The following is a 26,747-nucleotide window of genomic DNA, read 5'->3' as shown; positions in this document are numbered from 1 at the left end:
CGGTCAGCGGTTTCGCGCGCGCGGCCCGCGACAACGTGCTCGGCAAGGACAGCGCCGGCGGTGGCTCCACCATCACCCAGCAGTACGTGAAGAACGCGCTCGTGGGTTCGGAGCGCTCGCTCACCCGCAAGATGCGTGAGCTGGTGATCTCGTCGAAGATGGCCAAGCAGTGGTCCAAGGACGACATCCTCGCCGCGTACCTCAACACCATCTACTTCGGTCGCGGCGCGTACGGCATCGCGGCCGCGTCCGAGGCGTACTTCGGCAAGCCGGTCGAGCAGTTGACGGTGGCCGAGGGCGGCGTGCTCGCCGCGGTCATCCAGCTGCCGTCGCTGCTGGACCCCGAGACCAATCCCACCGGCGCCCAGTCGCGTTGGAACTACGTCCTCGACGGCATGGTCGACAGCGGCACGCTCAGCGCCGCCGATCGTGCCGCCACCCAGTTCCCGCAGGTCATTCCTCTCGCCGAGGTCGACAACGGCAGCGGCGGCAACGGGCCGGAGGGCCTGATCAAGCAGCAGGTGCTGAAGGAGCTGTCGGCGGCCGGCATCAGCGAGCAGGACCTCAACACCGAGGGCCTGCAGATCACCTCGACGATCGACCCGCAGGCGCAGGCGGCTGCCGTCGACGCCGTCGAAACGTACATGGACGGTGAGCCGTCCGAGCTGCGGACCGCGGTCGTGTCCGTCGACCCGAAGTCGGGTGCCGTGCGCGCCTACTACGGCGGCGCCGACGGCGGCGGCTACGACTTCGCGCAGGCCGGCCTGCAGACCGGTTCGTCGTTCAAGGTGTTCGGCCTGGCGGCCGCGCTGGACCAGGGCATCCCGCTGTCGCAGATGTACGACAGCGGCCCGCTCACCGTCAACGGCATCACGATCGGCAACGTCGAGGGCGAGTCCTGCGGCACGTGCACCATCGCCGAGGCCCTCAAGCGTTCGCTCAACACCAGCTTCTACCGGCAGATGCTGCAGATGGACGACGGCCCGCAGGCCATCGCCGACATCGCCCACAAGGCCGGCATCCCCGAGGACATCCCGGGCGTGGGCCCCTCGCTCACCGAGCCGGGCGGCGTCGGACCGAACAACGGCATCGTGCTGGGCCAGTACCAGTCCCGGCCCATCGACATGGCGTCCGCGTACGCGACGCTCGCGGCCTCCGGCGTCTACCACACGCCGCACTTCGTGCAGAAGGTCGTCACCTCCGACGGCACCGTGCTGCTCGACCGCGGCACGCCGACCGGCGAGGAAGTCATCGACGCCGCGGTGGCCGACAACACCACCGCCGCAATGACGCCGATCGCGGCGTACTCGCGCGGCCACGGGCTGGCCGGTGGCCGTCCGTCGGCGTCAAAGACCGGTACCGCGCAGCTCGGTGACACCGGCTCCAACAAGGACGCGTGGATGGTCGGCTACACCCCGTCGCTGTCGACGGCGGTGTGGGTCGGTACCGAGCAGGGTCTGCCGATCGAGAACAGCTATGGCGGAATGATCTACGGCTCAGGTCTGCCGTCGGACATCTGGAAGGCGACGATGGACGGTGCGCTGAAGGGCACCGACATCGAGAAGTTCCCGACGCCGGATCCGATCGCCGGTGTCTCGGGAGTTCCCGCGTACTCGGCACCGGCCGCGCCGAAGACGTCGTCGGCGCCCCCGTCGACCACGGCCCCGCCGACGACGACTCCGCCGCCGCTCGAGATCACCACGAGCAACATGGAGATCCTTCCGGGCGTGACGATCCCGATTCCGGGCATCAAGCCGGGCAAGCCCACCGACACGACTACCACTCCGTCACCGGAGGAGCCGACGTCGGGGCAGGAGCCGCCGGACACGACGGCCCCGGAGGGGCAGCAGCGAGCGGTCCCGCAGCCGGTCCCCGTCGGATAGCCCTTTCCCGGTAGCCTCGCGGGGTGGCCGACAACGCACCGGGCAGCACCGAGACCGACACCGGCGTCGAGCTGGTGTCGCCGGCGCCGCTCGCTGCGGATCGGCGCTCCGCGGACTGGCGGGACGTGCCGGGCCACACCGATCCGCTGACGGCACAACTGTCGTCGACGATCGGTGGCCCGGTCGGTCGGCACGCGCTGATCGGACGGACCCGCTTCTTCACCCCGATGCGGGTGATTCTGCTGCTGGCCGTGGTGTTCCTGAGTCTCGGTTGGTTCACCAAGGCCGGCTGCATCCAGCAGGGCCCGGTCGGCGCCGACGGTGCGCTGGGACTGGACTGGAGCGGCAACCGCCAGTACGTGGCGATGTGTTACTCCGACACCGTCCCGCTGTACGGCGCCGAACATCTCGACGAGGGCGCCTTCCCGTACAAGAAGTGGTGGGAGGAGCCGGCCGCCGACGGCTCCGTGCAGCGTCGCTACATGGAGTACCCGGTGCTGTCCGGGCTCTACCAGTACGCGTCGATGGTGGTCGCGAAGGCGTGGGACGCGACCCCGTGGCTGCCCGGCGGACTGCAGGTCGCGATCTACTTCAACGTGGTGGCGCTCGGCCTGGCCGCGGCGTGGCTGGTGACGGTGTGGGCCAGTGCGCTGCTGGCCGGCCGCCGCGTGTGGGACGCGGCGCTCGTCGCCTGCTCGCCACTGGTGATCGTCCACGCCTTCACCAACTTCGACCTGTTGGCGACGGCCTTCGCGGCCGGTGGTCTGCTCGCGTGGTCGCGCAAACGTCCGGTTCTCGCCGGCATCCTCCTCGGCCTCGGCGGCGCCGCGAAGCTCTATCCGCTGTTCCTGCTCGGCCCGCTGCTGGTGCTGTGTCTGCGCACGGGACGGATGCGCCCGTGGTGGCAGGCGACCGCGGCCGCGGCCGGAGCCTGGCTGGCGGTGAATCTGCCCATCGCGCTGCTGTTCCCGCGCGGCTGGGCGGAGTTCTACCGCCTCAACTCCGAGCGCGGCGCCGACCCCGACTCGATCTACAACGTCATCACCTCGTTCACCGGGTGGGCCGGCTTCGACGGCCCCCTCGCCGCGGGCGAGGCGCCCAGCGTGCTCAACGCGGTGTCGCTGCTGGCGTTCGTCGCGGTCTGCGCCGGTGTCGCCTGGGTGGCCCTGACCGCGCCGACTCGGCCCCGGGTGGCGCAGCTGTGCTTCCTGGTGGTGGCCGGGTTCCTGCTCACCAACAAGGTGTGGAGCCCGCAGTACTCGCTGTGGCTGGTGCCGCTCGCGGTCCTCGCCCTCCCCCACCGTCGGATCCTGCTGGCGTGGATGACGATCGACGCCCTCGTCTGGGTGCCGCGGATGATGTACTACCTCGGCGTGTCCAACAAGGGACTGCCCGAGCAGTGGTTCACCGGCGCCGTCGTGCTGCGCGACCTCGCAGTCCTCGCGCTGTGCGCCCTGATCCTGTGGCAGATCTACCGGCCGTCGAAGGATCTGGTGCGGTTCGGCTTCATCGACGACCCCGTCGGCGGCGTCCTCGACCAGGCCGAGGACGCGCCACCGAAATGGTTGCCGGCATGGCTGCGCCCCCGGGTTCCGGTGCGCGCCGAGTGAGGTCCTGCTTCCGGTGGAGCGTGCTCTGTCGCCGAACTGCTGGGGCGCGGGAGTCGTTCGATCGGAGGGCTTTTCGTGACCGATCAGACCTGCAGGCCGGTGAACGGTGCGATCGGAATGTTCCTGAGCACGAACCAGATCGCGGCCGCAGCGAGCGCGACTGCCGGAATCCGTCGGAGATGCCGCGCGTCCAGTACCCGTCGACCCCGAAACCGGCCCCAGGTCCAGGCGCCGTATCCGGCGAGGAGCAGGACCGCGACGACGACTCCCGACGCGTTGTACCGCAACGCGTCCGAGAGGTCGAAGTGGAGGAGCGAGTACAGCATTCGCGTGCCGCCACACAGCGGGCAGTCGATTCCGAGCAGCGCCTTCGTCGGGCACACTGGGATGACTCCGCCCGGCATCGTCGGATCGGCCCAGAGCACGAACCCGCAGGCGGCGACCGCGGCCGCCGCCACCGCCGCCGGTGCGGCGAGGCGGAGCGTCAGACGCTTCGGTGTGGACTCCATGGAATCCGAAACGTACCCCGGGACAGCCCGACACGGAGTGGTCCGGCTGCGCGCGGTCAAGGCGCCGCGGCCGGGACTGCCGCCGGCGGCCTCGTGGGGAGGGGATCGCCGCGCTCCGTCCGGCGCAGCGGGGCGCCGACGAAGACGAAGAACAGCACGACGAGCAGGGCGGCCTGCCCCCACACGCCGAGATTGACGACGAATTCGGTGGTGCCGGTGTCTGATCGGGTGGCGAGGGTGTCGAACCAGCGGAACACCCCGATGCCGAGCGTCAGGTCTGCCACCAGGTAGGCCGCGACCAGCGACCACGGCACCCGCAGCAGCACCAGGAAGGGGATCAGCCACAGCGTGTACTGCGGCGAGTGCACCTTGTGCAGCAGCAGGAACGCGCACAGCATCGCGCCGCTCACGCCGATCCACGGATAGCTGCCGTGGCGTTCGAAATGCTTCCAGCCCAGCCACACCGCGAGGGCCAGACCGGCGCACAGCGCGAGCGGCGACACGATGCCCACGACGTGGTTGTAGGTGTCGGAGCCGTGCAGGTCGACACCCATCAGTGGCCGCAGGCCCCAGTACCAGATGCTGTTGCTGGTGAGATCGGCCGTGCGCAGCTGCTGGAACGTGAACGACGCCCGCCAGCCGTCGTAGTGGGTCAGCGCGAACGGCACGTTGACCGCGACCACCGTTGCCGCCGCGGCCCCGAGTACCGCGGCGGCGCCCCGGACGTCGAGGCGGTTCCGGTCCCGGCCCTCGGTGAGGACGTACAGCGCCAGCGGCAGCACGAACAACCCCGGATAGAGCTTGAGGCAGAACCCGATCCCGAGCAGGACGGCGGCGAGCACCGCGCGGGTGCGGAGCGGCCAGCGGTGCGAGGCCATCACCGCGATCGCCCCGACCGACGTCGCGACGACGGGTAGCTCCCAGTTGTGGAACGCGTACAGCAGCAGCGGCGGACTCGCCGCCCACAGCAGCGCGGCGCGTCCCGCGAGCCGTCCGAGCATCCACGCGGTGAGCAGCCCGAACGGCGCCAGCAGCAGCGCCGAATGCAGCAGGAACGCGGCGTCGGTGTGGGCGCCGATCCCGCCGAGCCACATCAGCAGGCCGCTGAGCACCGGGTACTCGACGGTGCTGCCGGTGAGCACGCCGTCCGGGGTGATGCCGCCGGTGTACGGGAACAGGTGCTGGTCGATGCCGCGGCCCAGCCACAGGAGCTGGATGTCGGAGTAGCAGACGTCGCGGTCCTTGATCCTGTCGAAGATCAGGCTGCGGCCGTCCGCGCCGAACGGCGGACCGATGCAGCGGGACTTGTCGAGGTAGCCGAGGATCATCGTCAGCAGGCAGGCGGTGAGGATGGTGACCGTCGTTCCGGTCCGGATGTTCGCCGCCGCCCGCATGAAATCCAGCGTAGGGCGATCCCGGCGGCCGGTGGGATCGGCGACATCGGCGGGAAGCGACCGTCCGGACCAATTTCGCAGGTCAAAGGCTGCTCGTGTACCCTGCAAAGGTTGCTGACGCAACGACCCTCCTGCCACGGACAGTCCGTGGCCGTTTCACAGTCCATAGGAGGTGATGAGGTCTTATGCGTCATTACGAATTGATGGTCATTCTCGACCCCAGCCTGGACGAGCGCACCGTCGCCCCGTCGCTGGATACGTTCCTCAATGTCGTCCGCAAGGATGGCGGCAGTGTCGACAAGGTCGACGTGTGGGGTAAGCGTCGTCTCGCGTACGAGATCGCCAAGAACAGCGAAGGCATCTACGCGGTCATCGATATCACCGCCGAGCCGGCCACCGTCAACGAGCTCGACCGTCAGCTGGGTCTGAACGAGTCGGTGCTTCGTACGAAGGTCCTGCGCCACGGCAAGTGATTCCCGTCTGATCCAGGCACAGGTTTCAGTCGGTACCGGCGACGTCGGTACCAGCACCTAGGCTCTGGAACAACAGGAACTCCACACACAGCAGGAGGAACCACATGGCAGGCGACACCGTAATCACCGTCATCGGAAACCTGACGGCTGATCCCGAGCTTCGTTTCACCCCCGCGGGTGCCGCGGTCGCGAACTTCACCGTCGCGTCCACGCCCCGTACCTTCGACCGTCAGACCAATGAATGGAAAGACGGCGAGGCCCTGTTCTTGCGCTGCAACATCTGGCGCGAGGCAGCGGAGAACGTTGCGGAGAGTTTGACCCGCGGCTCGCGAGTGATCGTGAGCGGCCGGCTCAAGCAGCGCTCCTACGAAACTCGTGAAGGTGAGAAGCGCACTGTCGTAGAGCTCGAGGTCGACGAGATCGGCCCCTCGCTCCGTTACGCCACGGCCAAGGTCAACAAGGCCAACCGTGGTGGCGGCGGTGGCGGGGGCGGCTTCGGTGGCTCCTCCGGCGGATCCGGCGGCGGACGTCCGGCGTCCAACAATTACAGCCAGGGCGGAGACGATCCGTGGGGCAGCGCGCCGCAGGCGGGCTCCTTCGGAGGCGCCCGTGGCGGAGACGACGAACCGCCGTTCTGATCCGTACCCGATCGGAACATCCAGAAAACGGAGAAAGACATGCCGAAGCCGCCGCTGCGCGACAAGGTTATGAAGAAGAAGGTCTGCACGTTCTGCAAGGAAAAGAACACGCAGATCAACTACAAGGACACGACGCTGCTGCGTAAGTACGTCAGCGACCGCGGCAAGATCCGCGCCCGCCGTGTCACCGGCAACTGCGTTCAGCACCAGCGCGACGTGGCCGTTGCCGTGAAGAACTCGCGTGAGGTGGCCCTGCTGCCTTACGTCTCGACGGCTCGCTAAGGAAAGGGAGGGACGACATGAAGCTGATCCTCACCGCTGACGTGGACAACCTCGGTGCGCCCGGCGACACCGTTGAGGTCAAGGACGGCTACGGCCGTAACTACCTGCTCCCCCGCGGCCTGGCGATCGTTGCCACCCGTGGCGCCCAGAAGCAGGTCGAGGGCATCCGTCGTGCGCAGGACGCGCGCGCGGTCCGTGGCCTCGACCACGCCAAGGAGCTCAAGGCTGCCATCGAGGGTCTCGAGGGTGTGTCGCTGTCGGTGAAGACCGCCGGTGACTCGGGCAAGCTGTTCGGTTCCGTCACCGCGGCCGACGTTGCAGGCGCCATCAAGGCTGCCGGCGGCCCGGTCGTCGACAAGCGCAGCCTGGAGCTGCCGAAGGCTCACATCAAGAGCACCGGCAAGCACCAGATCGTGGTCAACCTGCACCCCGAGGTTGCTGCCAAGTTCCACCTGAACGTCGTCGGCGCATAGTCGACCCGTTCTCTCGAAGGGCCCCGCGGACTCCGGTCGGCGGGGCCCTTCGCGTCGGCTGGGGACGGGCTGTGGATAGATTCGCCACCCGGTGCCAATATTGTGACCTGTGACATACCTCTATTGGGCGGCTGTTTACCCAACACGCCCGGGTTGTCAACCTAGGCGACACGCCGAACTGGCCTTCATCCACAGGGTTGTGAAAAGAAAAACCCACTTCTACCTGCGGATTGTCGAGTGTGATATTCGTCGATCCCCAGGTTATCCCCAGTTTTCTCCAGCCGGTTAACACTCGAGGGTTCCGCGTCCCCACTTCATCCACAACTCTGTCCACAGGCCGGTTTGATATGGGGTACTCGAGACCCCTACCGTCGGGCCGAGCGTGTCTCTCGAGCCACCCGCGGGGCGGCGACAGATTGTCGGGGGATACGGGTACAAAGAGTGTGAATGGTGCCGTCCGGCGAGTTGTTCGGACGGGATCGAAAGCCTCGTGCGGGGAAGGCGGTCGCGTTGGCGGTTGTAGATGATCGTGGTCATTCCGAGTACCCGGGACCCCCGGAGGAGCCCAGCGAGGAGTTCGGTCGGCAGCCTCCGCAGGACATGGTCGCGGAGCAGTCGGTGCTGGGCGGCATGCTGCTGAGCAAGGACGCGATCGCCGACGTGCTCGAGGTCCTGCGGCCGGGCGATTTCTACCGCCCCGCGCATCAGTCGGTGTACGACGCGATCCTCGACCTGTACAGCCGCGGCGAGCCGGCCGACCCGGTGACGGTCTCCGCCGAACTGGACCGTCGTGGCGAGCTGCGCCGCATCGGCGGCGCCCCCTATCTGGTGACGCTCACCCAGACGGTGCCGACCGCGGCCAACGCCGCCTTCTACGCGGAGATCGTGGCCGAGAAGTCGGTGCTGCGCCGCCTGGTCGACGCCGGCACCCGCATCGTGCAGTACGGCTACGCCGGCTCCGACGGCCAGGACGTCGCCGAGGTGGTGGACCGTGCACAGGCGGAGATCTTCGAGGTCACCGAGCGTCGCACCACCGAGGACTTCATGCCGCTCGAGGAGCTGCTGCAGCCCACGATGGACGAGATCGACTCCATCGCCAGCCGCGGCGGCCTGTCCCTCGGCGTGCCCACCGGATTCGCCGAGCTCGACGAGGTCACCAACGGCCTGCATCCCGGTCAGATGATCATCGTCGCGGCGCGGCCTGGCGTGGGCAAGGCGCTCGCCCTCGACACCCCGCTCGCGACGCCCACCGGTTGGACGACGATGGGCGAGGTGGCCGTCGGCGACCAGTTGATCGACGCCCACGGCAAGCCGACCACCGTCGTCGCCGCGACCGAGGTGATGACCGACCGCCCCTGCTACGAGGTGGAATTCTCCGACGGCACCGTCCTGGTCGCTGACGAGCAGCACCAGTGGCTGACGGAGACCCTCGCCGATGAGTCCGTTCGTACCACCGGCGAGATCGCAGCGAGCCTGCGAAGTCTGGACGGCGAGCGCGCGCATTCGGTGACGAACACGCGGCCACTGCGGCTGCCGGCGCAGGATCTGGCCGTCCCCCCGTACTCGTTCGGTGCATGGCTCGGCGATGCGGAGTCTGTCGATCCGGAGATCGTCATGCGGATCGAGGGCGAGCAGGCCGAATACGACCTGTCCTCGGACACGTTGGCCTTCGGGCTGCGCACTCTCGGAGTGTTGGGAAACAAGCACATTCCGGTGCAGTACCTGCGTGGCTCGGAGACGCAGCGGCGGGCCGTGCTCGCCGGACTGCTGGACACCGACGGCACTGTCACCCACGGTGGCTCGGTGCAGTTCAGCGTGACCAGTGAGCGACTGGTGCGTGATGTCGAGGAGCTGATCGTCAGCCTCGGCTACCGCTGCCAGCTGAGCACCAAGCGGGTGAACGGCCGGACCGACGCGTCCTCGACCGCATTCACACTGACCTTCGCGACGGACGACGAGGTGTTCGGCCTGCCGCGGAAGGCTTTGTTGCACAAGGAGCGTCGCGCCGGCCACGGCACGGCCCGGTCCGGCTCGCGCTACATCGTCGACGTCCGCAAGATCGATTCGGTTCCGGTGCGGTGCGTCGAGGTCGACAACGCCGACCACCTGTACCTGGCCGGCCGGTCGATGGTGCCGACGCACAATTCCACGATCGGTATGGACTTCATGCGGTCGTGCTCCATCAAGCACGGCATGGCCAGCGTCATCTTCTCGCTGGAAATGAGCAAGACCGAGATCGTGATGCGTCTGCTGTCGGCGGAGGCGAAGATCAAGCTCTCGGACATGCGCTCGGGCAAGATGACCGACGACGACTGGACGCGGTTGGCGCGGCGGATGAGCGAGATCAGCGAGGCCCCGCTGTACATCGACGACTCCCCCAACCTGACGATGATGGAGATCCGGGCCAAGGCGCGCCGGCTCAAGCAGAAGCACGACATCAAGCTGATCGTGATCGACTACCTGCAGCTGATGTCGTCGGGCAAGAAGGTCGAGTCCCGTCAGCAGGAAGTCTCCGAGTTCTCGCGAAGCCTCAAGCTGCTCGCGAAGGAACTCGAGGTGCCGGTGGTCGCGATCTGTCAGCTCAACCGTGGTCCCGAGCAGCGAACGGACAAGCGCCCGCAGGTTTCCGACCTGCGTGAGTCCGGCTCGCTCGAGCAGGACGCCGACATGGTGATGCTGCTGCACCGCCCTGACGCCTTCGAGCGCGACGACCCGCGCGGCGGCGAGGCCGACATCATCCTCGGCAAGCACCGTGGCGGTCCGACCGCGACCATCACTGTCGCGCACCAGCTGCACCTGTCGCGGTTCGTGGACATGGCACGGGGGTAGGACCTGCCTGTAGGTTCCGGATCTAGTTGGCCATTTCCGGGCCTATATGTCTCTCACTTGTCATGATTCCAGCCTATATGTCCATTTTGGCCGCGTTTCGGTAACGGGCGTGGGCACTGAGTGCCAGGCAGGAGAGGGAGGCGCGGCGACCTCGTCCTCGTGGGTCCGACCGATCGAGTGTGTTCATTGGGTGTGGCAGTGAACTCGGCGCTATGCCGAAATCTTGGATAGGGAACCCTTGCAGGATCAGCTAGCAGGACGGGTAACCAGGACTGTGTGACTTTCAGCGGTAAGTGGCACGGTTTGTGTCGCTGAAGATGGCAGGCCTGCTGCGGCGGCTTCCATGGCTGGACCGCTCGAAGCGTCGAGGACCGACGATCGCCGGTCGGGACGCGGTATTCGATGCACGGCCTCAGACCCGCCGCACGGCGGACCGATGCTCTTGTGCCTGCTGGACGGCGGCACGCAGGTGGGTGCGGCGCCGAAGGAAGTAGGTAACTGCCGCGCCCAGGATGACCAGGCCGGGACCAGAGTGCACGGCGAGGACGCCCAGCAGGTGTGGGCCGCCCCAGTCCTGCGCATAGCTCTCAGGATCGGAGTAGTCGATGATGAAGAACTCAGCGATTCCCCGAGCAATCAGGTAAATCGCCAGGAGTCCACCGACAAGCATCGCGGCCGCTCTGAGGACCCAGCGCCGGGACCTCGGCGAGACCACACACCACTGAGCAGACCACAAGCGCGAGAAAGGCGCAGATGACGGCGATGAACACGAGCTCAGTCCTTCCCAATCGGCTTGCGGTGACGGCGATAGGCGAGGACCAGCAGCCCGGCCCAGGGAGCGAGGGTGGCCGACAGCGCCAGCGCTCGGCGCGGTGTAGTGGGGGCCCACAGGATGTTGTCCGTCAGTCCGGCCTGCCGCGCGAGGTAGGTGACACTGGCGGACATCACGATCGCCACGATGACCAGCACCAGTGTCAAGCGTGCCCGCACCTGCTGGGTGGCGGCGTGGGTGACCACGTCGATCAGGGTGCGCAGGGTGAGGTCGGTGTCGTCGAGGAGTGCGCGGAACTCTTCGCCGTAGCGCTCGCGCCACGGCTTCGGGTGCAGTGCCACGAGCAGATCCCTCATGCCCATCCCAGCCGCCTCCCTCCGGTGCTCACTACGCGCGACCAACTCTCCAGGTGCGCCGCCAGCGCCTCCCGCCCGGCCGGGGTGATCTCGTACGGGCGCCGGCGCTCTTCGCTGGGCAGTGCGACGATCAGCCCGCGGTCGACGAGCTTGCTCAACGAGCCGTAGAGCGTGCCCGGACCCAGTTGCATCCCGGTCTGCTCCTTCACGTCGGCAGTGATGGCGTAGCCGTGTTTTGGCCCATCGCTGAGTGCGAGCAGCACCAGAGCACCCGGTTCGCCGAACCGCGCCAGACCCTCCCGACTACGTCTTTGCTTCGTCATGCGATGCATCGTACGACGTAATAGAGCACCTGCTAGGGGCGCAACGGAGAATTGGTGCCACTTACCGCTGAAAGTCACACGGTCCGGTCATCCAAATCGGCGTCCTGCTAGACGATCGTCAAACAGGACACCAGCACCCAACACTCTCCATGAGACACGCTGACTGAAGGCCAGGATGTGCGTTCAGCAATCAACCCCACAAATTAATTGACTGATGCGTCAATCAATTATTATTCTGGCGGCGTGGCCCGTACTACTGACCCTGCCCTCCAAGCTCAACGCCGCGCCGCAATCACCGACGCCGCGGCCGCACTGTTCGCCGAGCATGGTTTCGACGCCACCCCTGTGACAGCAATCGCGAAGGCTGCTGGCGTCAGCTCTGCGACGGTGTTCCACTATTTCGGCGACAAACGCGGAGCGTTCCGGGCGATCTTCGAGCAGGATCTCCCGAACTCACGAGCACTCGTAGACCGCTACCGCGACGCCGACGATCCGCTCGCGGCCATTCTCGACATGGTGGCCGAACTCGTCGCCCCCTCCAGGGATCCCGCCGCAGCGGGACTCGTGGTCGAGGTAATCCGGCAGGTAGGACGCGATCCTGCCCTCGGCAAAATCCTCGACGAGGACGACGTCATCGTGAACGCGGGACTGACGCACCTGCTGGGTCGGGCGCGCGACCGGATCGACCCCGCGCTCGACCCCGTCGCAACCGCGACATGGATTCGGGCAGTCACCGATTCGGCGTTCTTGTATGCCGACCACCCCAATGCAGTGAATCCGGTCGACACCATCCGCACGATCGTTCTGCGCTACCTCACCGGACATTAGGAAGGGACAACCCATGACCGAGGCGGACAACGCAACCAGAGTGGCCATCTCCCGTGCCGTCCCCTGGATGCTTGGCATAGCCTGCACCCTCGCGGGCTTCGGGCTCGGCTTCGCTGCACCCCCGGTGTCTCGCTGGGCGGTCAACACCCTGCCCGCCGTACCCGGACCAGTCGAAATACTCGCCGAACTCAGCACCACATGGTCGGTCCCCGTCCTCACAGTCCTCGGTGTCGCTGCAGGCGTCGCGCTCGCTCTCAGCGTTCTCGGCGAATCCCTCATCGTCACTGTCGATTCCGACGGTGCACTTCTGAGTAATGACGAGGACGAACTGTATGTTCCTCGATCAAAGGTGCGCGCGGTGTTCCGCGACGGCAAGGACCTGGTCCTCATCGACTCGACGGAGCGCGAACTTGCACGACGGGGCGCCGACGACCTGAACGCCCGGGCGATCGTCGCCGCGTTCACCACACATGGCTATCCCTGGACCGACACCAATCCACATGAAGGCACGTTCACCCGCTGGATCGACGGGCACCCCGACCTCGACGAAGAGACCCACGCCCTTCTTCGCCAACGCCGAAAAGCCATATCCGACGAAGAACCCGACACCGCGGCCGACGTCCATCGTCGTCTCCAGAAACAGGGCCTCACCGTCCGGGACCGCAAAAAACACCAGGAATACCGACGCGTGACTTAGATGCCTCCATACTCGGGCAACATAAGGCGACGACCACCCGACATCTTCCCCGGAAGGCCCCCATGGACTGCCATGGTGTCCTTCCGTGTTCAGCACTCTTCGTGTCGCGCAGGCCGATCGTCAAACAGGACGCACGTTGAGGCCGCGAATCCGGGGCGTGCATGGGTGGAATCGCTACTGGTATGAGAGGCGGAGTACCGCGAGCATACCGGCGGAGCCTTCGTCATCCGAGCTGGACGGGACTGCGCGACAAGGCGCCCGGCGAGGTCAAAGTGCCATGCCCGGGGCATGCCCGGGGCGTCCATGGTCAGCCGACGCTCGCATAGAAGGGCTCGAGTCCCGTCAGTAAATCGTCGATCAACGCGGCAACAGCGTCCACCTCGTTCAGGTGGATCACCTTCCGCGTCGTCGTCGGCTTGTCGAGCTTGTAGGTGAGTTCGGTGTAGGGATGCTTCGACATCCCCATGTAGACGCAGTACGGCCGATCTTCGATCCGGGTGTAAGTGACGTCGATGAAGAGCTTCCCACGAGTCGCCGAGAAGACCAGTTCCACGTCGTGGTGCGCAGCTTCTGTTTCAGTCAGATTGTTGACGACAACCGTCCAACTGGAGAGCCGGAGAGGAATCAGGTCCTTGTTGAGTGGGTTGAGGAACCGGGGGAGCAGGCCATAGATGGCCTCGATGTCGTGGCCGGCTGCGATCGTCGTGCGGACACTCCTGTCTTCGTCGTACATCCATCGGCCCAACGATCTCGACAGCAGAATCTGCTCGAGCGAGTAGCCGATGGCTGCGTTCTCGTAGGAGAGGGAAACCGTCTCGCCGGTGATGCTGTTCACCGCGGTGAACAGCACGGTGTCATCGAACGGCACCTCCTGTGCGTTGTAGTGCTCGTCGACGAACGCATTGGAGTCGACACTCCACCCGCCGTCGACCTGGATCCCTCTTGTCCTGCTGATCTTCGTCACCGAGCTCCCTTGAGTCCGTCCTGCGTCCGCGAGCGTAGCGGCGCCCGGCGCTCTCCACGGCTGCATCGACGTCCCACGCCTAGGGCATGCGGCGGGCGGCCTGCTCAGCGATCGTCAAACAGGACACCCTGGCGCTGCGTCGAAAGCTCCGGTTCGGTTCTGGCCCCGGCAGCCATCGCCTCCGCCGCGGTCATCGTTCCGTTCCAGATCAACCCAGCGCCGTTCGGAAACCCGTACGGCAGCCTCGACGTTCCCTCGATCCGCTGCTGGGCCGTGGTCGGCGAACAGCCTGGGAGTGTGCCGGCGTCGGCGGTGCGGCCACGCCGGTGAGGCCCCCGCTCAACGCCTCAAGCAGCTCCAGCTACGGTCCGGGTGCGGTCCGGGTGCGGCTGCCGAGTCGGTCAGGGGACCGTCCAGACACCGGCGCCGGGTGTGCTGACGACTATCAGGAAGAAGATCCCATCGGGCTGGGGCACCGTGGCCACGGCGACCACCGGCCCGGAACCGGTCTCGACCAGTGTGCCGTCGCGGTTGCCGAGGTATGCGACACCCGCTGCACCGGTGGAGATGTTTCGCCAGTGGACGTGGACACCGATGTACGGCCCCAAACGGGTCACTCCCGGAGTGTCAGTATCGGTAGTGGCGGTCACGTAGGTGTAGCCCGACCTCGGGAGTTCGCTCGAACCGACGCTGAGACCGAGGGCGGCGACGGGAATGGGGAAGACAGTGTCGGTCGGTGCGGCGGCGGCTGGGTGTGCCGCGAGAAGCAGTACAGCGCCGGCTCCGGCGACGATGGATGCTCGGCGTAGACGGTGACGTGGTCTCATCGACGGACCTCCCTGCCTGGTGGCCCGCTCCCGGTCACGAACACCCGGCGCCGGCCGAAGGATGCTGTCAGCCTACGTCCGCACCGGGTGACCCCGACCATGAATCACCTGGTCGAGTCCATCCGGCGTCGACGAGCGTAGCTGCAATAGCTCCGCCACCTTCGGCCGTCAGAACAGCGCCACTTATCGCTGAAAGTCACACCAAGCGACCAGAGCCGACGTGTGTTCCGAAACCCGTGTCCATAACTGATGTCAAACAGGACAGCCGTAGCGAGGTGGTTGACTCACTGACATGACCGGACCGAGACGCGTCAACTTCGCCTACGTCGGCCCGCCGCCGAAGGAGTGGACCGCGCACCTGAAATGGAGCGCGAGAATTCTGCGGCTCGCCGGCGAGGAGGTTCCCGAGCAGGAGCTGCTGGCAGAACTCGACCGCGAGGATCGCGAACTACAGACTCGACGACCGGTCGGGCACCGAGTACTACCGGATTCTCGGAGACACCCGGATCAACAGGAACTCGTCCTTCTTTCGCCGGATCTGGATATCCCACTCAAAACGAAGCAAGGCATTGACCTTCACGTTGGCCGATTCAATGTGTACGCCTCCGGAATCGCCTTCCAGCTGATCGCCCGCGTACCGGATCTTCACCCCGGCCAGGGCATTCCTTCAGGCTCCGACGCGATGAACCTCGGCTCCCGGATCAAACCTGGCCAGCCACACCGCGTCCGGCTGATCGTCGCCGTCGACCCCCAGCGCGGCCAGTACGGCCTGTACGGCGGTGCGATCCTCTCAAACTCCTCGAGCCCGTCCGACTTCCCCGAGGACCCGAACACACCCTGGCTGGCCGTCGGAAGCGATCACTGCAGACGGACCAGCGACGGCAAGGTCGAGTTCGCTGCCACCTATTTCCTCAGCCCCGTACCAGCCAAGGGGCGGCTCATCTTCAACGTCGCATACCCGGAGTTCGGGATAGAGATCGCCGACATCTCGATCGATGCGGCGCAGTTCGCTCCGGGATCGTCCGATTGACCGATCGTCAAACAGGACAGTCAGTAGCAGGGGCTCCATCCGTACACTTCCATCCAGCGATGCGCGCCCGGCACAGCACCGTAAATGCCTCGTACTCGGCGCGCCAGCGGGCATGATCCCCCGCTGTTCCCGGCCACGTCTGTGAGCGCCGATCTACCTCGGCAGGCAACGTGTCGATGGTGCCGCCATGCCAACACCCGACCGATAGGTTGTGGCCGTCAGCGGTACGGGTGAGAGTCGCGGCGACGGACTGAGAGCCGATGGGGTCGACGACGAGGATGTCCTGGCGCTCGGCCACGGTTGCTCGACCGTGCACCTCCGCGCGGCCGGATACCCTCGCATCGCCGGACACGTCCGCGTTGCCGTACACGCTGGCGTTGCCGTACACCTCGGCGTCGCCGTATATCCTCGCGTCGCCGTGCACCCTCGCGTTGCCTGAGACCGCCGCATTGCCGGACACCCCCGCGTTATCTGAGGCCTCCGCGTTGCCTGACATCTCCGCGTCGCCAAACACCCTCGCGTCGCCGGACACCCACGCGTCCCCGGACACGTTGCGCTCGTGTTCAACCCATCCTCCGACGTCGCCCTTACGGACGCCGCGCGGTGGCATGTCGCGTGTGGCACGGATGCGGTGCAGGTTGTGGCCGAAGTAGTTTCGTGTTTCGTCGGTCAGCTCGAAGTGCTTCCCGGTCATGTCGTCCTTCGCTTCTGGTCTCCGTCCACACGCTCAAACGGGGCACAAGAGGGCATCGCTGGCATGAGGGTGCTGGCGATGAACATTCTCCCCCTGGGCCTCCATTCCTGTGACCTTCAGAGATAGATGGCGGTGATTCTTCAGGCGTGAGTGGCGGCCGCGCGGTGGAACCGTTCGGCGACGTCACGAAGGTGGGGCGGGCAGTTCGTGGCGATCGTGCCACTGGCTGATGCCTGAGCCTCGTACAAAGCCACAGCCGCCTCCGTGGTTGTCGTTGCCGCGTAGAGGAAGTCGGCCACGATGTCGGACAGATTAGTCGGGCCGTGTAGGTAGTTGGTCGTCCACGTGTAACCGTGTGCGATCCCCGATGCAATCGCGTACATCGACTTCGACAGATCCGCCATCGGTTTGACCGAAGGGGTAGCCATATTCTCGTCAATCCACAGCGCGGCTCGCTCGATCGTCTGGTCGAACTTGAGTGCGTGCTTCACGTCGGCGAGCCCGTCGAGAACGGCCTTTGCTGCGCTCAGTGCTTCTTCGAGCTCGGCGCGCTCACCAACTGCGGCCGAGATCCTTCCCGCGTCGATGCGCTTGATCTGCTCCTCGACGTATTTCTTCTGGGCCAGTACTTCATCTTTGGTGACCCTCAGGGCTCTGCTTCGGCGTTCCTCGCGGTCTTCGTCGGACAAGATCCAAACAGCGCGCGAGGCCGACTCCAACGCTGATCTGCAGAGAGTGACGATCGAGACAGTTCGAAGTTTGCCTGTCGCATCCCATTGATCGACCAGGTTGACCACTGTAGTCAGGTTCTCGGCAGCGCTCATCGCGGGGAACAACGCGTGGTGCAGGACTGGCTGCGAGGTGACGTTCTTCGTGAGGATCTCTGAGAAACCGGTGTCGTCCAGTGTGATTGAACTTCCCGGCTCGGGGAGGCTGGGGCTCACCCGCCAGTTCTCGAAGCGGCGTGCGGCGTTGGCACGTGCTTCGATCCGTCTTCGGGAAGGAATAAGTGCGCGAGAAAGGACTTCTCGGTCGTAGAGATCGCGTCCGGCAGTTGCCAGTTCTCGATCATCGCCAGGGTCTGTTCGAGCAGGGCGTCGGCGCGAGCTTCGACATCGTCGAGAACGTCCCCGACATCAGCGAGGGCGGTGAGCGCATCGCGGCGCGCGGCGGTGCCGCGGTCGTAGTACTCATCCGACAGCGGTGGCGGCTCCGGCGGTGGGGCGAGATCGGCCGCAGCCGGTGCTGGTCGTGGCCGCCGGGGCGGGAGTGTGTGGGAGGGGGCGGTGCCGGTCAGGTGTTGGCGGACGATCGCGGCGATCGAGCCCGCGGTCAGCGGTTGTGGGGGTAGCGGTAGGTAGCGCCAGCGGTCGATCGAGGTGAACACCAGCCCATCGCACGTCTGGTCGTCGCCAGTGTCGGGTAGGTGCCCGCGGGTCAGCTGTGCGGCGAGGGTGCGGGTACTGGGGTGGCGGTCGGTGAACGCGAGAACCTGGGTCCACCTGCGGTACACGGCCGCCGGAGTCAGCGCGGGGTCGCTGGTGGTGGGGTCGAGCCGGTATCGGTAGCGGCCGGTGTCGACGACCAGTGTCTCGCCGTCGCAGGTGAGGTTGCGGCGCTGCAGGCTGGTGATCTGTTGCAGCGGCACACCGGCGGCGGCGATCAGGAGTAGGGCGGCGTCGCGGTGTCCGAACAACCCCTGCGGCCACCCGTCGGTGGGTAGCTGTGGGATCTGTTGCCAGATCAGATCACTCGCCTGCCGGAGGCGGTCGGCGCGCCGTTCATCGAGCTGATCGCGGATGGTGGCCGAGCGGCCCGGCGCCAGCAGTCCGGCGTGGTCGTGGTGCCAGTTGATCGCGCCGCCGGCCGGCCGCCGGTATCGAAGGCGGCGACGACCTGCAGCCACCGCAGATACGCGCACGGCGGGCACGAGCGGGGTGAGTCCGTGTACGGCAGGGCGCGGATGGTGCCGGCGCCGTCCTGGTCGGTTTTCGACTTCCGCAGCCGCACATGCAGGCCGTCGTGCCGGTGCCGGGTGATATCGCCGATCTGGAGGCCGGCGAGCTCCGACCGCCGGAACGCGCCCGCGAACCCCATCAACAACACGGCGCTGTCCCGCCGCTCGTACACCTGGCCCGCCCACCCGCTCGCGGGCTGGCGGGCGGCGGCGACGATCGCGACCACATCCTCGGCCAACAACGGCGCGACCCGCTTCGGCGGGCGGTCCCCGGCCGCGGCGTAGGTGCGGCGGATCCCCGACAGTGTCGCCGCGACCACCTCCGCCGACCCCGGCGCGGTGGCGGTGTCCGATCGCCGCGACCCACCGCGTCAACGTCGCCGGTGCATACGCTCGTCCACCGGCCTCGTCCCGCAGCTCCGCGGCCTCGGCGAGGTACGCGGCCACCACCAGCGGATCCGCCGGCAACACCCCATGTCCCTGGGCTGCGCACCAGCGGTCGAACCGCCGTCAATCCGACACGTACGCCCGCCGGGTGTTCTCCGCCTTCGATACCCCTACCGCCCGGCTGACCAGCGCAGCGGATTCGGCCGCCAATGCCACCGGCGCGGCCGAGGCGCGAGTTGTCGCTACCGGCGCCAGACTCGGATCAGCACCGCCATCGGTGTCACGCAGCATCACAGCTGCAGGCTAAACGCCCCCACCGACATCCGGCGCTGCCCATGCACCGAGGTTCCTCGAGCCGGTGCGGAAGAACGGTGACGTCGGTCAGAGCAATCTCCCGGATGGCCCCATCAGTACGTTCATGTGTCACCGGCCATGCTCAGTCGGTGGTATCCGCCGGGGGCTCAGCCTGGCCCGAGTGTTGTTGCGCCTGGCGGAGTTCGGTGTTGAGGCGTTGGGCTTCGGCGAGTTGGTCTTCGAGGATGATGATGCGGCAGGCGGCCTCGATCGGGGTGCCCTGGTCGATCAGTTCGCGGGCACGGGCGGCGATGCGGAGCTGGTACCGGGAGTAGCGGCGGTGGCCGCCTTCGGATCGCAGCGGGGTGATCAGTTTCGCGGTGTCGAGGCTACGGAGGAAGGCTTGGGTGACACCGAGGAGTTCGGCGGCCCGGCCCATGCTGTAGGCCGGGAAGTCCTCGTCGTCGAACTTGTCTCCAGGGCCGCTGGCGTTCGGGCTGCTGCTATTTGGGTTCGGCGGAATGTGCGTGACGCCTTTCGTATGCACGGACGTGGGCCCCGGCGCCTGTACGGCGCCGGGGCCCGAGGGGATCTACTTACCCAGACCGGCCATCAGGCCGGCATTCTTACCTGTTCCCCGCCTCGGCGGACGGGACGCGATCGTGTAACAGCTGACCGTGCACCACCTCCCAAGTGGGGATCTTCCTTCGACGTTCCGGGGCAGCGATCTCGCTACCACCCCGGATGCGGCACCCAACTCACCGGCGCCGCAGGTCCTGCAACTACCCATTCCCTGCATTTCTCTACCGAGGCGATCTAGCTGCCCGGTAGACGGCGGGACGCATCGAGTCCTTCAACAAACACATCAACACACCTTCTCGACGCGTCCCGCCCTACTCACCAGTTCTTTCCTTCATGCAGGTAGTTCGTCCTCTACCTGCCTTCTCGGATCCTTCTGTATCGACAAGAGGAACAGTACAACGGGCAATCAGGATTGTCTACAGTCGCCGCTACAGACTTTCTGTGACAGTCGTCACCCGCGCGAATGTGCAGGTCACGGCATCGAAAGCGGTTCCGGCGGTGGCGTATCCGCGGAGTCAGGGGCGGACCGCGGATATCCGCCTCCGGTTCGCTTCGGTGAACCGCTCACTGGCAGAATGGAACCCATGCCCCTCACCCTCGATGCAGCGTTCTGGCGCCGCGTATATGCGGATCGGCAGCGCGTGCACGATGAGCGGGAACGGGTGACCCGAACAGGCAGACGCCGGCCGGCCGGGGATTACGGGGTGCGGGCGGTCCCGCTCAGTCGTGCTGCCGCGATGAACTCCGCACGAGCGGAGTTGGCCGCCGTGGCGCGGGCCGTGGAGAACCTGCACGGGGTCGTTCACCCCTGAACGACGCTTCGCCCCACAAGGTTCGGCGACGCGGCGGTGGCTCGGGTTCGGTGCACGCCTGGAGCCGGGCAGTCCCCGCGTGGGCGGTCTATCGTGTCAGGTGTCGGGTGATTGAAGCTGCAACAACGATCGATGCGGAGGGCACGGTGACGCCGGACACGGTTTCGACGGATCGCTCGAGTCGTGGCGTGTACGGCATCTCGGTTACCTCGGAGCTGTCCGGGGTGGGCCTGCAGACTCTGCGGCTGTACGAGCGGCGGGGCCTGATCTCGCCGGACCGCACGGTGGGGGGAACCCGCCGCTACAGCCCGAACGACCTGCGGCGCCTCGAACGGATCAGGGAGCTCGTCGGGTTGGGGGTCAACCTCACCGGCATCGCCCGCATCCTCGAACTCGAAGACACCCGCGCACGTCTGATCGAGGAAAACGCGCTCCTCGCGAATTCGGCTGCGCAGCTGGAGTTTTCCCGATAACGCGAAACACGTCGGGCCCCGCCCCCTGCATAGGGGGGCGGGGCCCGACGCTGCCTCACATCCCCGCGAGGGGAAAGCGGGGTGGATCAGATTACGGTGATGCCGGTCGCCTGGGGGCCCTTGGCGCCCTGGCCGATATCGAACCGCACCTGCTGGTTCTCTTCGAGGTTGCGGAACCCGCCGCTCTGAATCTCCGAGTAGTGCGCGAAGACGTCAGCGGAACCGTCCGAAGGTGCGATGAAGCCGAACCCCTTCTCGGAGTTGAACCACTTCACGGTGCCCTCTGCCATGTATTTCTCCTCTTGTCATGCTCAACAGCTCTACCGAAAATGGGTAGGGCTGGGCCGGTATCACACGACGGCGATTCCTGAACAGGAGATCCATCCGCCCGCAACAAGGATTTGCGAGCGTGGCAAAACGCGAACAAAAACTACGACCAAACACAGTCAATCACACATTCGACGGGAAGTCCCGCATTCGGCCGGAACGCCGCTATGGTCGGACGCGATAGAGATGACGAAAAGTGTTGCCGCAGAAGACTATTGGGCGCTGAAGAGTGCGCGATGGATCTCCTCGCTGCTTCTCGACACCGGGCGAGAAGCAGTGGTGGCGATACTGGTGAGCTTTTCGGTGGCCGTGTGGTTCGCGCCGCTCTCGCCCTCCGCTTCGGCCCGCGGATCGTAGAAAAGTCGTCCGTTTACCGGATCATGCTTGCTGTTCACGGCGTGTCCCTTTTATCTGTTGGTATCGCACGAAAGCGGCGGGCGCCCGGTCGACCGGGCGCACCTCCGCGCGAGGATGTCGATGGCCCCGCCGCCGACGCAGGTATACGCCGCGGCTGACTCGTGTGCTCGATCACCACTGTCTGGGGTGTGAAGAGGTCGGCGCGGGAACAAGCAAGTCTCCGGGCGCCTTCCCCCACTGTACGGCTCGCCCGAAGAACCGGCAGCCGGCCACGAACTTCTGTCCTCCGCGCCACCTCGGAAGGAGGCCGGGATCCTCGCCGGACCTGCCGGCGCTTCCCGGCCCCCATCACTTCCCGCGGGTGAACCTGCGTGCTTTTACGCGGGCCTCGGCGTGCGCCCGCAGCGCCGAGGCCAGCCCGCGGCGGCGCCCGGTGTCGGCGTCGATCCGCGAACCGGTGGCATGGAACTTGTGCTCCGACGACGTCTCGGGGGCATCGTCGGAGGTCCGTGTGAGGAACCGGTCCGGCAGTGCGAGCTTGTGGATCGTGCGTAGCGCCAGCAGGTACTGCCGGGTCAGTGGACCGGTGGTGTAGGGCAGGTCGTATTTGGCGCACAGCGCGCGCACCCGCACCGCGATCTCGGGGTACCGGTTGGACGGCAGGTCGGGGAACAGGTGGTGCTCGATCTGGTAGCTGAGGTTCCCGGTCAAAAATCCCATGATCGGGCCGGCGTCGATGTTCGCGCTGCCGAGCATCTGTCGCAGGTACCACTGGGCGCGGGTCTCGTTCTCGAACTGCTCGGCGGTGAACTTCTCGGCACCGTCCGGGAAGTGTCCGCAGAAGATCACCGCGTACGCCCACAGATTGCGGACCAGGTTCGCCGTCGCGTTCGCTGCCAGCGTGTGCTTCCACGCCCGGCCCGACAGCGCCGGGAACAGCACGAAGTCCTTACCGACCTGACGTGCGATCTTGACTGCGAACTGCTTGTGGGGCCCCGAGTTCCACCGCATCGGGTCGACGCCCTCGCGCTTTTGCTGCGCCTCGAGGTCGTGCAGCGCGATGCCCCACTCGAACGTCGCCGCCAAGATCACGTTCGCGATCGGCTGCAGCAGGTTGATCGGCCGCCACTTCTCGTCCCGGGTCATCCGCAGGATGCCGAATCCCACGTCGTCGTCCATCCCGACGATGTTGGTGTAGGTGTGGTGCGCGTAGTTGTGGGCGCGCTTCCAGTGCTCGGACGGCCCGGTCTGGTCCCACTCCCATGTCGTGGAGTGGATCTCCGGATCGTTCATCCAGTCCCACTGGCCGTGCATCACGTTGTGCCCGAGCTCCATGTTCTCGATGATCTTCGCCAGCGAGAGCATCGCCGTGCCGAGAACCCACGCGGGCTTGCGTCGGCTGCCGAAGAGCACTGCGCGCCCGCCGAGTTCGAGGGAGCGTTGCAGGCGGATGACCCGCCGGATGTAGCGGGCATCGCGTAGGCCCCGGGACTCTTCGACGTCGCGACGGATCGCATCCAACTCGCGTCCGAGGGCGTCGACGTCGGCGTCGGTGAGATGAGCGAACTCGTTGATGTTGGTGATGGCCACCCAGGGGTCCTCCATTGGGGTAGATCGATTCACCGGCGTCGACTGTCGACGCAGGTCACTGAGTACAAGGATATGAGAAATCGGGCCTCGACTGCGGTGCGACCGAACCGACGTCACACCAAGCGGCACGCACCCGAGTCACACCCCAGAACGCAGCACCGGCAGCAGAAAGACACGGCCCGGATGCGCTCGCTCCTCGACGGGCTCTGTTCCGCCGCCCCCGGATCGCCCGGCATGGCCGGAAAGCGAGCGAATCACCTGCCGCTGACAGATCCCCCGCGGCTGCCGAACCGCATCCGAACACCCGCGGTCAGCGAGGTCGGGCGCGGAGTAGAGCCGGAACGTTGCTGCGGGTGCGAACCCATTCTTGGATGCCGGGGTCGATCCAACCGAGCGGCTCGAGCACCTGGACTGCTGCACGGATAGGTGAAAGCGCTCATCGGCACTGGCGACGGTGACCTGAGTTTGCGGAGCGTCCGCGGGATCCGACGACCACGGCGGCGGCGGCGTCGTGAGCGTTCGAGATCGCGGCAAGCTGCTGTGGCCCCACCATCTCGGTAGGGCCAGTCGCCTGACCCCACCGTTCGGCCAGGATCCGCACGATCTCGTTCTCCAAGCCGCCTCTGCGCGGGGGCCATCCTTCTGCCCTCGCAGAATGCTCGAATACACGGCCGATCTGCGCATCGAGTTGCTTCGAGCCGAGGCTCGCCTTGATCCCCAGGCCCAGGTTTGGACGGAGCCGCTCATGCACGCGACAGCGAACGCATTGGGCGCGGTGGCGTATGGATACCGCCAAGAATGCGTCCGGGCTCTTCGTCGACCGCCGCTGTCCGCCGAAGCTTGGTCTTGTCCATTTCGCTTGTCTCGTGCGGGAGCCATGCCGTGAGTGAGTCACTCGCTTCGATCCTGGTGGTCGTGTCGTTCTTGTTGATTGCCCTGATATTCCGCCGCGCCAATGCGCGCTGGGATGGCTGCGACCGGGCAGTGGTCACTCGCACGGCGCCCGTAGCAATCGGGAGCGCTGACGCGACCCCGGTAGACCGTTTCGGTTCGCAGCGCGGTGATGTGGCGGCCAAGGAACACGCCAGTGACCGGGCGCCGTTGTCCCGACGCCGGTCCGGGGGTGTCCGGTGAGGCCCGTGTTTGTGCAGGATCGCCGAGTTCACGCGGGTCGCACCAGGGCAGGCGGACTCCGTACGGGTACCGCGGATGGTGGCGAGGGCAAGCGCAAGCTGTCCGTCGCTACGGGTCTGGCCGGCCTGTCTCTCGACGCGATGGCATCGGTGTCGTACGGCCCCGAGGCGATTGTCCTGGTTCTGGCTGCTGCGGGCGGTGTCGGGCTCGGTTTCACACTTCCTGTGACCGCGGCGATTGCAGTGCTTCTTGCCGTGTTGGTGGCGTCCTATCGGCAAGTCATCGCCGCGTTTCCCGCCGGGGGTGGCGCGTATGCCGTCGCGCGCCGCCGCCTCGGTGACAGAGCTGCGCTGACGGCCGCCGCGTCGTTGATCGTCGACTACGTACTCAATGTCGCGGTGTCGATCGCCGCGGGAGTCGCCGCGCTCACGTCGGCGTTCCCGGGTCTTGCGCCCTACACGCTGTGGATCGTCCTGGCGATTCTCGCCGGTATCACCGCATTGAACCTGCGGGGCATCGCGGACTCCGCGCGCACGTTCATGGCCCCGACCATCGTGTTCGTCGCCGGTATCTTCACCGTGATCATCGTGGGGTTGTGGCGGTCCGAACCGGCGAGCGTTCTGAGTCAGGAGCAGTTGGTGCTGCAGTCTCAGACCATTGGTGTGCTTCTGCTGCTGAAGGCGTTCTCAAGTGGGTGTGCTGCGCTGACAGGGGTCGAGGCGATCGCCAACGCGGTCCCCAGCTTCCGTAGACCTCGGGTCGCCAACGCGCAGCGGGCCGAGGTCACTCTGGGGGTGCTCCTTGGGGTGATGCTGCTGGGCCTAGCGGTGCTCATCGAGAAGTTCTCCATCGTCCCGGTGACGAACGCGACTGTCCTCTCGCAAGTGACTGCTGCCGCGCTCGGGAACGGTGTCGGCTTCTACGTCGTCCAGTTCGCGACCGTGATACTGCTGGCGCTGGCCGCGAACACGTCCTACGGTGGCCTGCCGACGCTGATGCGAATTTTGGCTGACGACAACGCTTTACCGCACCGGTTCTCCCGTCGAAACCAACGCGACGTGTACGGGTATGGCGTCGTCGCACTCGGGATCGCAGCTGGACTGCTCCTGATCGGGTCCGGCGGCAACATGAACGCCCTCGTCCCGCTGTTCGCGATCGGGGTGTTCGTCGGCTTCACAATCGCTCAAGTCGGCATGGTTCGGCACTGGCGCGAGGTTCGCAGCACAGGGTGGGCGTGGCGAGCCACGCTCAACGCGGTCGGCGCCGTCTTGACCGGGACCGCGGCGCTTGTCACTGCGGGGATGAAGTTCACCGAGGGGGCGTGGCTGATCGTTCTCGCGCTGCCCCTGCTGGTGGCCGGCATGGAACGCGTACGTGCCGCCTACAGTCACATCAGCGAACAACTCACCACCGCTTCGGTGCAGACCATGCCACAGTCGGCCCCCGCCGACCGTGCCACCGTGCTGGTGCCGGTCTCGGGTGTCAACGAGTTGACACGACGGGCGCTGTCGGTGGCTTCCGCCATGACTGCCGAGCCCGTGGCTATCCACGTGTGCTCCCGACCGCAGGCGGTACAGGAACTGCAACGAGCATGGCAGAAGCGTTATCCAGATGTGCGATTGATTCTGATCGAGGAGATTGGCCACTCCGTAGGAGGATCACTCGCCCACTACATCCACAGACACCTGTCGGGTCGCCGGCCTACCTTCGTGGTGATCGCCACCATCGATCCCGCCACGACGTGGCACCAGTTTCTTCCCTCGCACCGAGCCGACGAGATCGCACATCGGTTGCGGAAGGACACCGACGCCGTCGTCTGTCGGATCACTTTCCACGTCGCGCCAATCCACAACCCGGCGCTGCGCGCATGACGCCGGCCTTCACATCGTTCGATCCGGGCACTGTAGATGTCGCGGTGGCGCGAGAGAGGACCGCTCCACTCACACAGCGTCGCGGTACAGGCGCCAGAACCAGAAGACCGCGCCGAACAGGCACAGCGACCCGGATCCGTACGCGCCAACCAGCAGGAGCATCGTTCCCACCGACACCAGCGCTGCAACGCAGGCAACCTGCACTGCTATCCGGGTCGGCACGGTCTCCACGCTGCCGGACAACTCCGGTAGAGACAACAGTAATGACCGACCGGGACACGAATACCGCACGGCCAGGCGCTTTCCGGTTTGGGTGCGATAACTACACTTATCGGCGCCCACCCATGCGGAACCATCAGTGACCGTGCCCGATCTCGAACT

Annotated in this window: 28 protein-coding genes; 13 read left to right on the top strand and 15 right to left on the bottom strand. The window is 66.3% G+C overall.

Annotated elements, in window-relative coordinates; all coding sequences use genetic code 11:
- Positions 1–1,883 (top strand): transglycosylase domain-containing protein (locus tag DEU38_RS08775; RefSeq protein WP_147283492.1); only part of this gene is annotated, 1,883 nt, incomplete at its 5' end.
- A gap of 23 nt (positions 1,884–1,906) precedes the next feature.
- Positions 1,907–3,493 carry a glycosyltransferase family 87 protein gene (locus DEU38_RS08770; RefSeq protein WP_114720121.1) on the top strand — a complete coding sequence of 529 codons (1,587 nt, stop codon included), beginning with the start codon at positions 1,907–1,909 and terminating at the stop codon, positions 3,491–3,493.
- An 83-nt stretch (positions 3,494–3,576) separates the two neighbouring features.
- Here DEU38_RS08770 and DEU38_RS08765 read toward each other — a convergent pair whose 3' ends face one another.
- Positions 3,577–4,002: a DUF2752 domain-containing protein gene (locus tag DEU38_RS08765; RefSeq protein WP_114720119.1), complete on the bottom strand. Its 426-nt coding sequence runs from the start codon at positions 4,000–4,002 to the stop codon at positions 3,577–3,579.
- Between the two features lie 56 nt (positions 4,003–4,058).
- Positions 4,059–5,396 carry a glycosyltransferase 87 family protein gene (locus DEU38_RS08760; RefSeq protein WP_114720117.1) on the bottom strand — a complete coding sequence of 446 codons (1,338 nt, stop codon included), beginning with the start codon at positions 5,394–5,396 and terminating at the stop codon, positions 4,059–4,061.
- Positions 5,397–5,581: 185 nt separating this feature from the next.
- Here DEU38_RS08760 and rpsF point away from each other — a divergent pair, with 185 nt between their 5' ends.
- From rpsF to dnaB, 5 genes are all read left to right on the top strand, one after another.
- Positions 5,582–5,869 carry a 30S ribosomal protein S6 gene (gene rpsF / locus DEU38_RS08750; RefSeq protein WP_114720115.1) on the top strand — a complete coding sequence of 96 codons (288 nt, stop codon included), beginning with the start codon at positions 5,582–5,584 and terminating at the stop codon, positions 5,867–5,869.
- 104 nt (positions 5,870–5,973) lie between these two features.
- Positions 5,974–6,507, top strand: a complete 534-nt coding sequence (locus DEU38_RS08745) for a single-stranded DNA-binding protein (protein ID WP_114720113.1) — start codon at positions 5,974–5,976, stop codon at positions 6,505–6,507.
- A 39-nt stretch (positions 6,508–6,546) separates the two neighbouring features.
- On the top strand, positions 6,547–6,789 hold the full coding sequence (gene rpsR / locus DEU38_RS08740) for a 30S ribosomal protein S18 (protein ID WP_114720111.1): 243 nt from the start codon (positions 6,547–6,549) through the stop codon (positions 6,787–6,789).
- Between the two features lie 17 nt (positions 6,790–6,806).
- The gene (gene rplI, locus DEU38_RS08735; protein WP_114720109.1) at positions 6,807–7,262 is read left to right on the top strand and encodes a 50S ribosomal protein L9; all 456 of its coding nucleotides are present in this window, start codon (positions 6,807–6,809) and stop codon (positions 7,260–7,262) included.
- Between the two features lie 510 nt (positions 7,263–7,772).
- Positions 7,773–10,091: a replicative DNA helicase gene (gene dnaB / locus DEU38_RS08730; protein WP_114720440.1), complete on the top strand. Its 2,319-nt coding sequence runs from the start codon at positions 7,773–7,775 to the stop codon at positions 10,089–10,091.
- 412 nt (positions 10,092–10,503) lie between these two features.
- On the opposite strand, the gene DEU38_RS08725 is transcribed toward dnaB, so the two are convergent.
- From DEU38_RS08725 to DEU38_RS08715, 3 genes are all read right to left on the bottom strand, one after another.
- Positions 10,504–10,761 (bottom strand): hypothetical protein, encoded by a 258-nt coding sequence (locus tag DEU38_RS08725; RefSeq protein ID WP_114720107.1) that lies wholly within the window; start codon positions 10,759–10,761, stop codon positions 10,504–10,506.
- Between the two features lie 104 nt (positions 10,762–10,865).
- Positions 10,866–11,204 (bottom strand): hypothetical protein, encoded by a 339-nt coding sequence (locus DEU38_RS08720; protein ID WP_220181892.1) that lies wholly within the window; start codon positions 11,202–11,204, stop codon positions 10,866–10,868.
- Positions 11,205–11,215: 11 nt separating this feature from the next.
- Positions 11,216–11,542, bottom strand: a complete 327-nt coding sequence (locus tag DEU38_RS08715) for a PadR family transcriptional regulator (RefSeq protein ID WP_114720105.1) — start codon at positions 11,540–11,542, stop codon at positions 11,216–11,218.
- Positions 11,543–11,785: 243 nt separating this feature from the next.
- Here DEU38_RS08715 and DEU38_RS08710 point away from each other — a divergent pair, with 243 nt between their 5' ends.
- A complete protein-coding gene (locus DEU38_RS08710; protein ID WP_114720103.1) occupies positions 11,786–12,370 on the top strand; it encodes a TetR/AcrR family transcriptional regulator in 585 nt (194 codons plus the stop codon).
- A gap of 13 nt (positions 12,371–12,383) precedes the next feature.
- On the top strand, positions 12,384–13,067 hold the full coding sequence (locus tag DEU38_RS08705; RefSeq protein ID WP_114720101.1) for a hypothetical protein: 684 nt from the start codon (positions 12,384–12,386) through the stop codon (positions 13,065–13,067).
- Between the two features lie 307 nt (positions 13,068–13,374).
- Here DEU38_RS08705 and DEU38_RS08700 read toward each other — a convergent pair whose 3' ends face one another.
- Together DEU38_RS08700 and DEU38_RS29070 are read right to left on the bottom strand one after the other, a co-directional pair.
- Complete coding sequence (locus DEU38_RS08700) at positions 13,375–14,031, bottom strand: hypothetical protein (RefSeq protein ID WP_114720099.1); 657 nt, start codon at positions 14,029–14,031, stop codon at positions 13,375–13,377.
- 401 nt (positions 14,032–14,432) lie between these two features.
- Complete coding sequence (locus DEU38_RS29070; RefSeq protein WP_258557744.1) at positions 14,433–14,648, bottom strand: hypothetical protein; 216 nt, start codon at positions 14,646–14,648, stop codon at positions 14,433–14,435.
- A gap of 805 nt (positions 14,649–15,453) precedes the next feature.
- On the opposite strand from DEU38_RS29070, the gene DEU38_RS08685 reads away from it, so the two are divergent.
- Positions 15,454–15,888, top strand: coding sequence for a hypothetical protein (locus DEU38_RS08685; protein WP_147283489.1), 435 nt, complete (start codon positions 15,454–15,456; stop codon positions 15,886–15,888).
- 7 nt (positions 15,889–15,895) lie between these two features.
- On the opposite strand, the gene DEU38_RS08680 is transcribed toward DEU38_RS08685, so the two are convergent.
- From DEU38_RS08680 to DEU38_RS08660, 5 genes are all read right to left on the bottom strand, one after another.
- Complete coding sequence (locus DEU38_RS08680) at positions 15,896–16,582, bottom strand: polymer-forming cytoskeletal protein (RefSeq protein WP_114720091.1); 687 nt, start codon at positions 16,580–16,582, stop codon at positions 15,896–15,898.
- 140 nt (positions 16,583–16,722) lie between these two features.
- A complete protein-coding gene (locus DEU38_RS08675) occupies positions 16,723–17,526 on the bottom strand; it encodes a hypothetical protein (protein WP_114720089.1) in 804 nt (267 codons plus the stop codon).
- Positions 17,523–18,278, bottom strand: a complete 756-nt coding sequence (locus DEU38_RS08670) for a hypothetical protein (protein WP_114720087.1) — start codon at positions 18,276–18,278, stop codon at positions 17,523–17,525. Before DEU38_RS08670 ends, DEU38_RS08675 begins: the two co-directional genes overlap by 4 nt.
- 47 nt (positions 18,279–18,325) lie before the next feature.
- Entirely contained in the window at positions 18,326–18,859 is a 534-nt protein-coding gene (locus DEU38_RS29665) for a hypothetical protein (protein WP_181818711.1), read from the bottom strand.
- Positions 18,860–19,362: 503 nt separating this feature from the next.
- Positions 19,363–19,767: a MerR family transcriptional regulator gene (locus tag DEU38_RS08660; RefSeq protein WP_114720085.1), complete on the bottom strand. Its 405-nt coding sequence runs from the start codon at positions 19,765–19,767 to the stop codon at positions 19,363–19,365.
- Positions 19,768–20,386: 619 nt separating this feature from the next.
- Between DEU38_RS08660 and DEU38_RS08655 the strand changes: the two genes are divergently transcribed.
- Positions 20,387–20,614, top strand: a complete 228-nt coding sequence (locus tag DEU38_RS08655; protein ID WP_147283487.1) for a hypothetical protein — start codon at positions 20,387–20,389, stop codon at positions 20,612–20,614.
- Between the two features lie 146 nt (positions 20,615–20,760).
- Positions 20,761–21,087, top strand: a complete 327-nt coding sequence (locus DEU38_RS08650; RefSeq protein WP_114720081.1) for a MerR family transcriptional regulator — start codon at positions 20,761–20,763, stop codon at positions 21,085–21,087.
- 86 nt (positions 21,088–21,173) lie between these two features.
- On the opposite strand, the gene DEU38_RS08645 is transcribed toward DEU38_RS08650, so the two are convergent.
- The 3 genes from DEU38_RS08645 to DEU38_RS08640 form a co-directional block, all read right to left on the bottom strand.
- Positions 21,174–21,377, bottom strand: a complete 204-nt coding sequence (locus DEU38_RS08645) for a cold-shock protein (protein WP_114720079.1) — start codon at positions 21,375–21,377, stop codon at positions 21,174–21,176.
- Positions 21,378–21,626: 249 nt separating this feature from the next.
- Positions 21,627–21,809 (bottom strand): hypothetical protein, encoded by a 183-nt coding sequence (locus DEU38_RS28040; protein WP_147283486.1) that lies wholly within the window; start codon positions 21,807–21,809, stop codon positions 21,627–21,629.
- A gap of 310 nt (positions 21,810–22,119) precedes the next feature.
- Positions 22,120–23,361, bottom strand: a complete 1,242-nt coding sequence (locus DEU38_RS08640; protein WP_114720436.1) for an acyl-CoA desaturase — start codon at positions 23,359–23,361, stop codon at positions 22,120–22,122.
- Positions 23,362–24,635: 1,274 nt separating this feature from the next.
- Between DEU38_RS08640 and DEU38_RS08635 the strand changes: the two genes are divergently transcribed.
- The gene (locus tag DEU38_RS08635; RefSeq protein ID WP_114720077.1) at positions 24,636–26,366 is read left to right on the top strand and encodes an APC family permease; all 1,731 of its coding nucleotides are present in this window, start codon (positions 24,636–24,638) and stop codon (positions 26,364–26,366) included.
- The last annotated feature ends 381 nt before the right edge of the window (positions 26,367–26,747 follow it).

Origin of the sequence: Rhodococcus sp. AG1013 (assembly GCF_003350365.1) — a bacterium.
GTDB lineage: Bacteria > Actinomycetota > Actinomycetes > Mycobacteriales > Mycobacteriaceae > Prescottella.
This window is presented reverse-complemented; position numbering and strand designations above follow the sequence as displayed.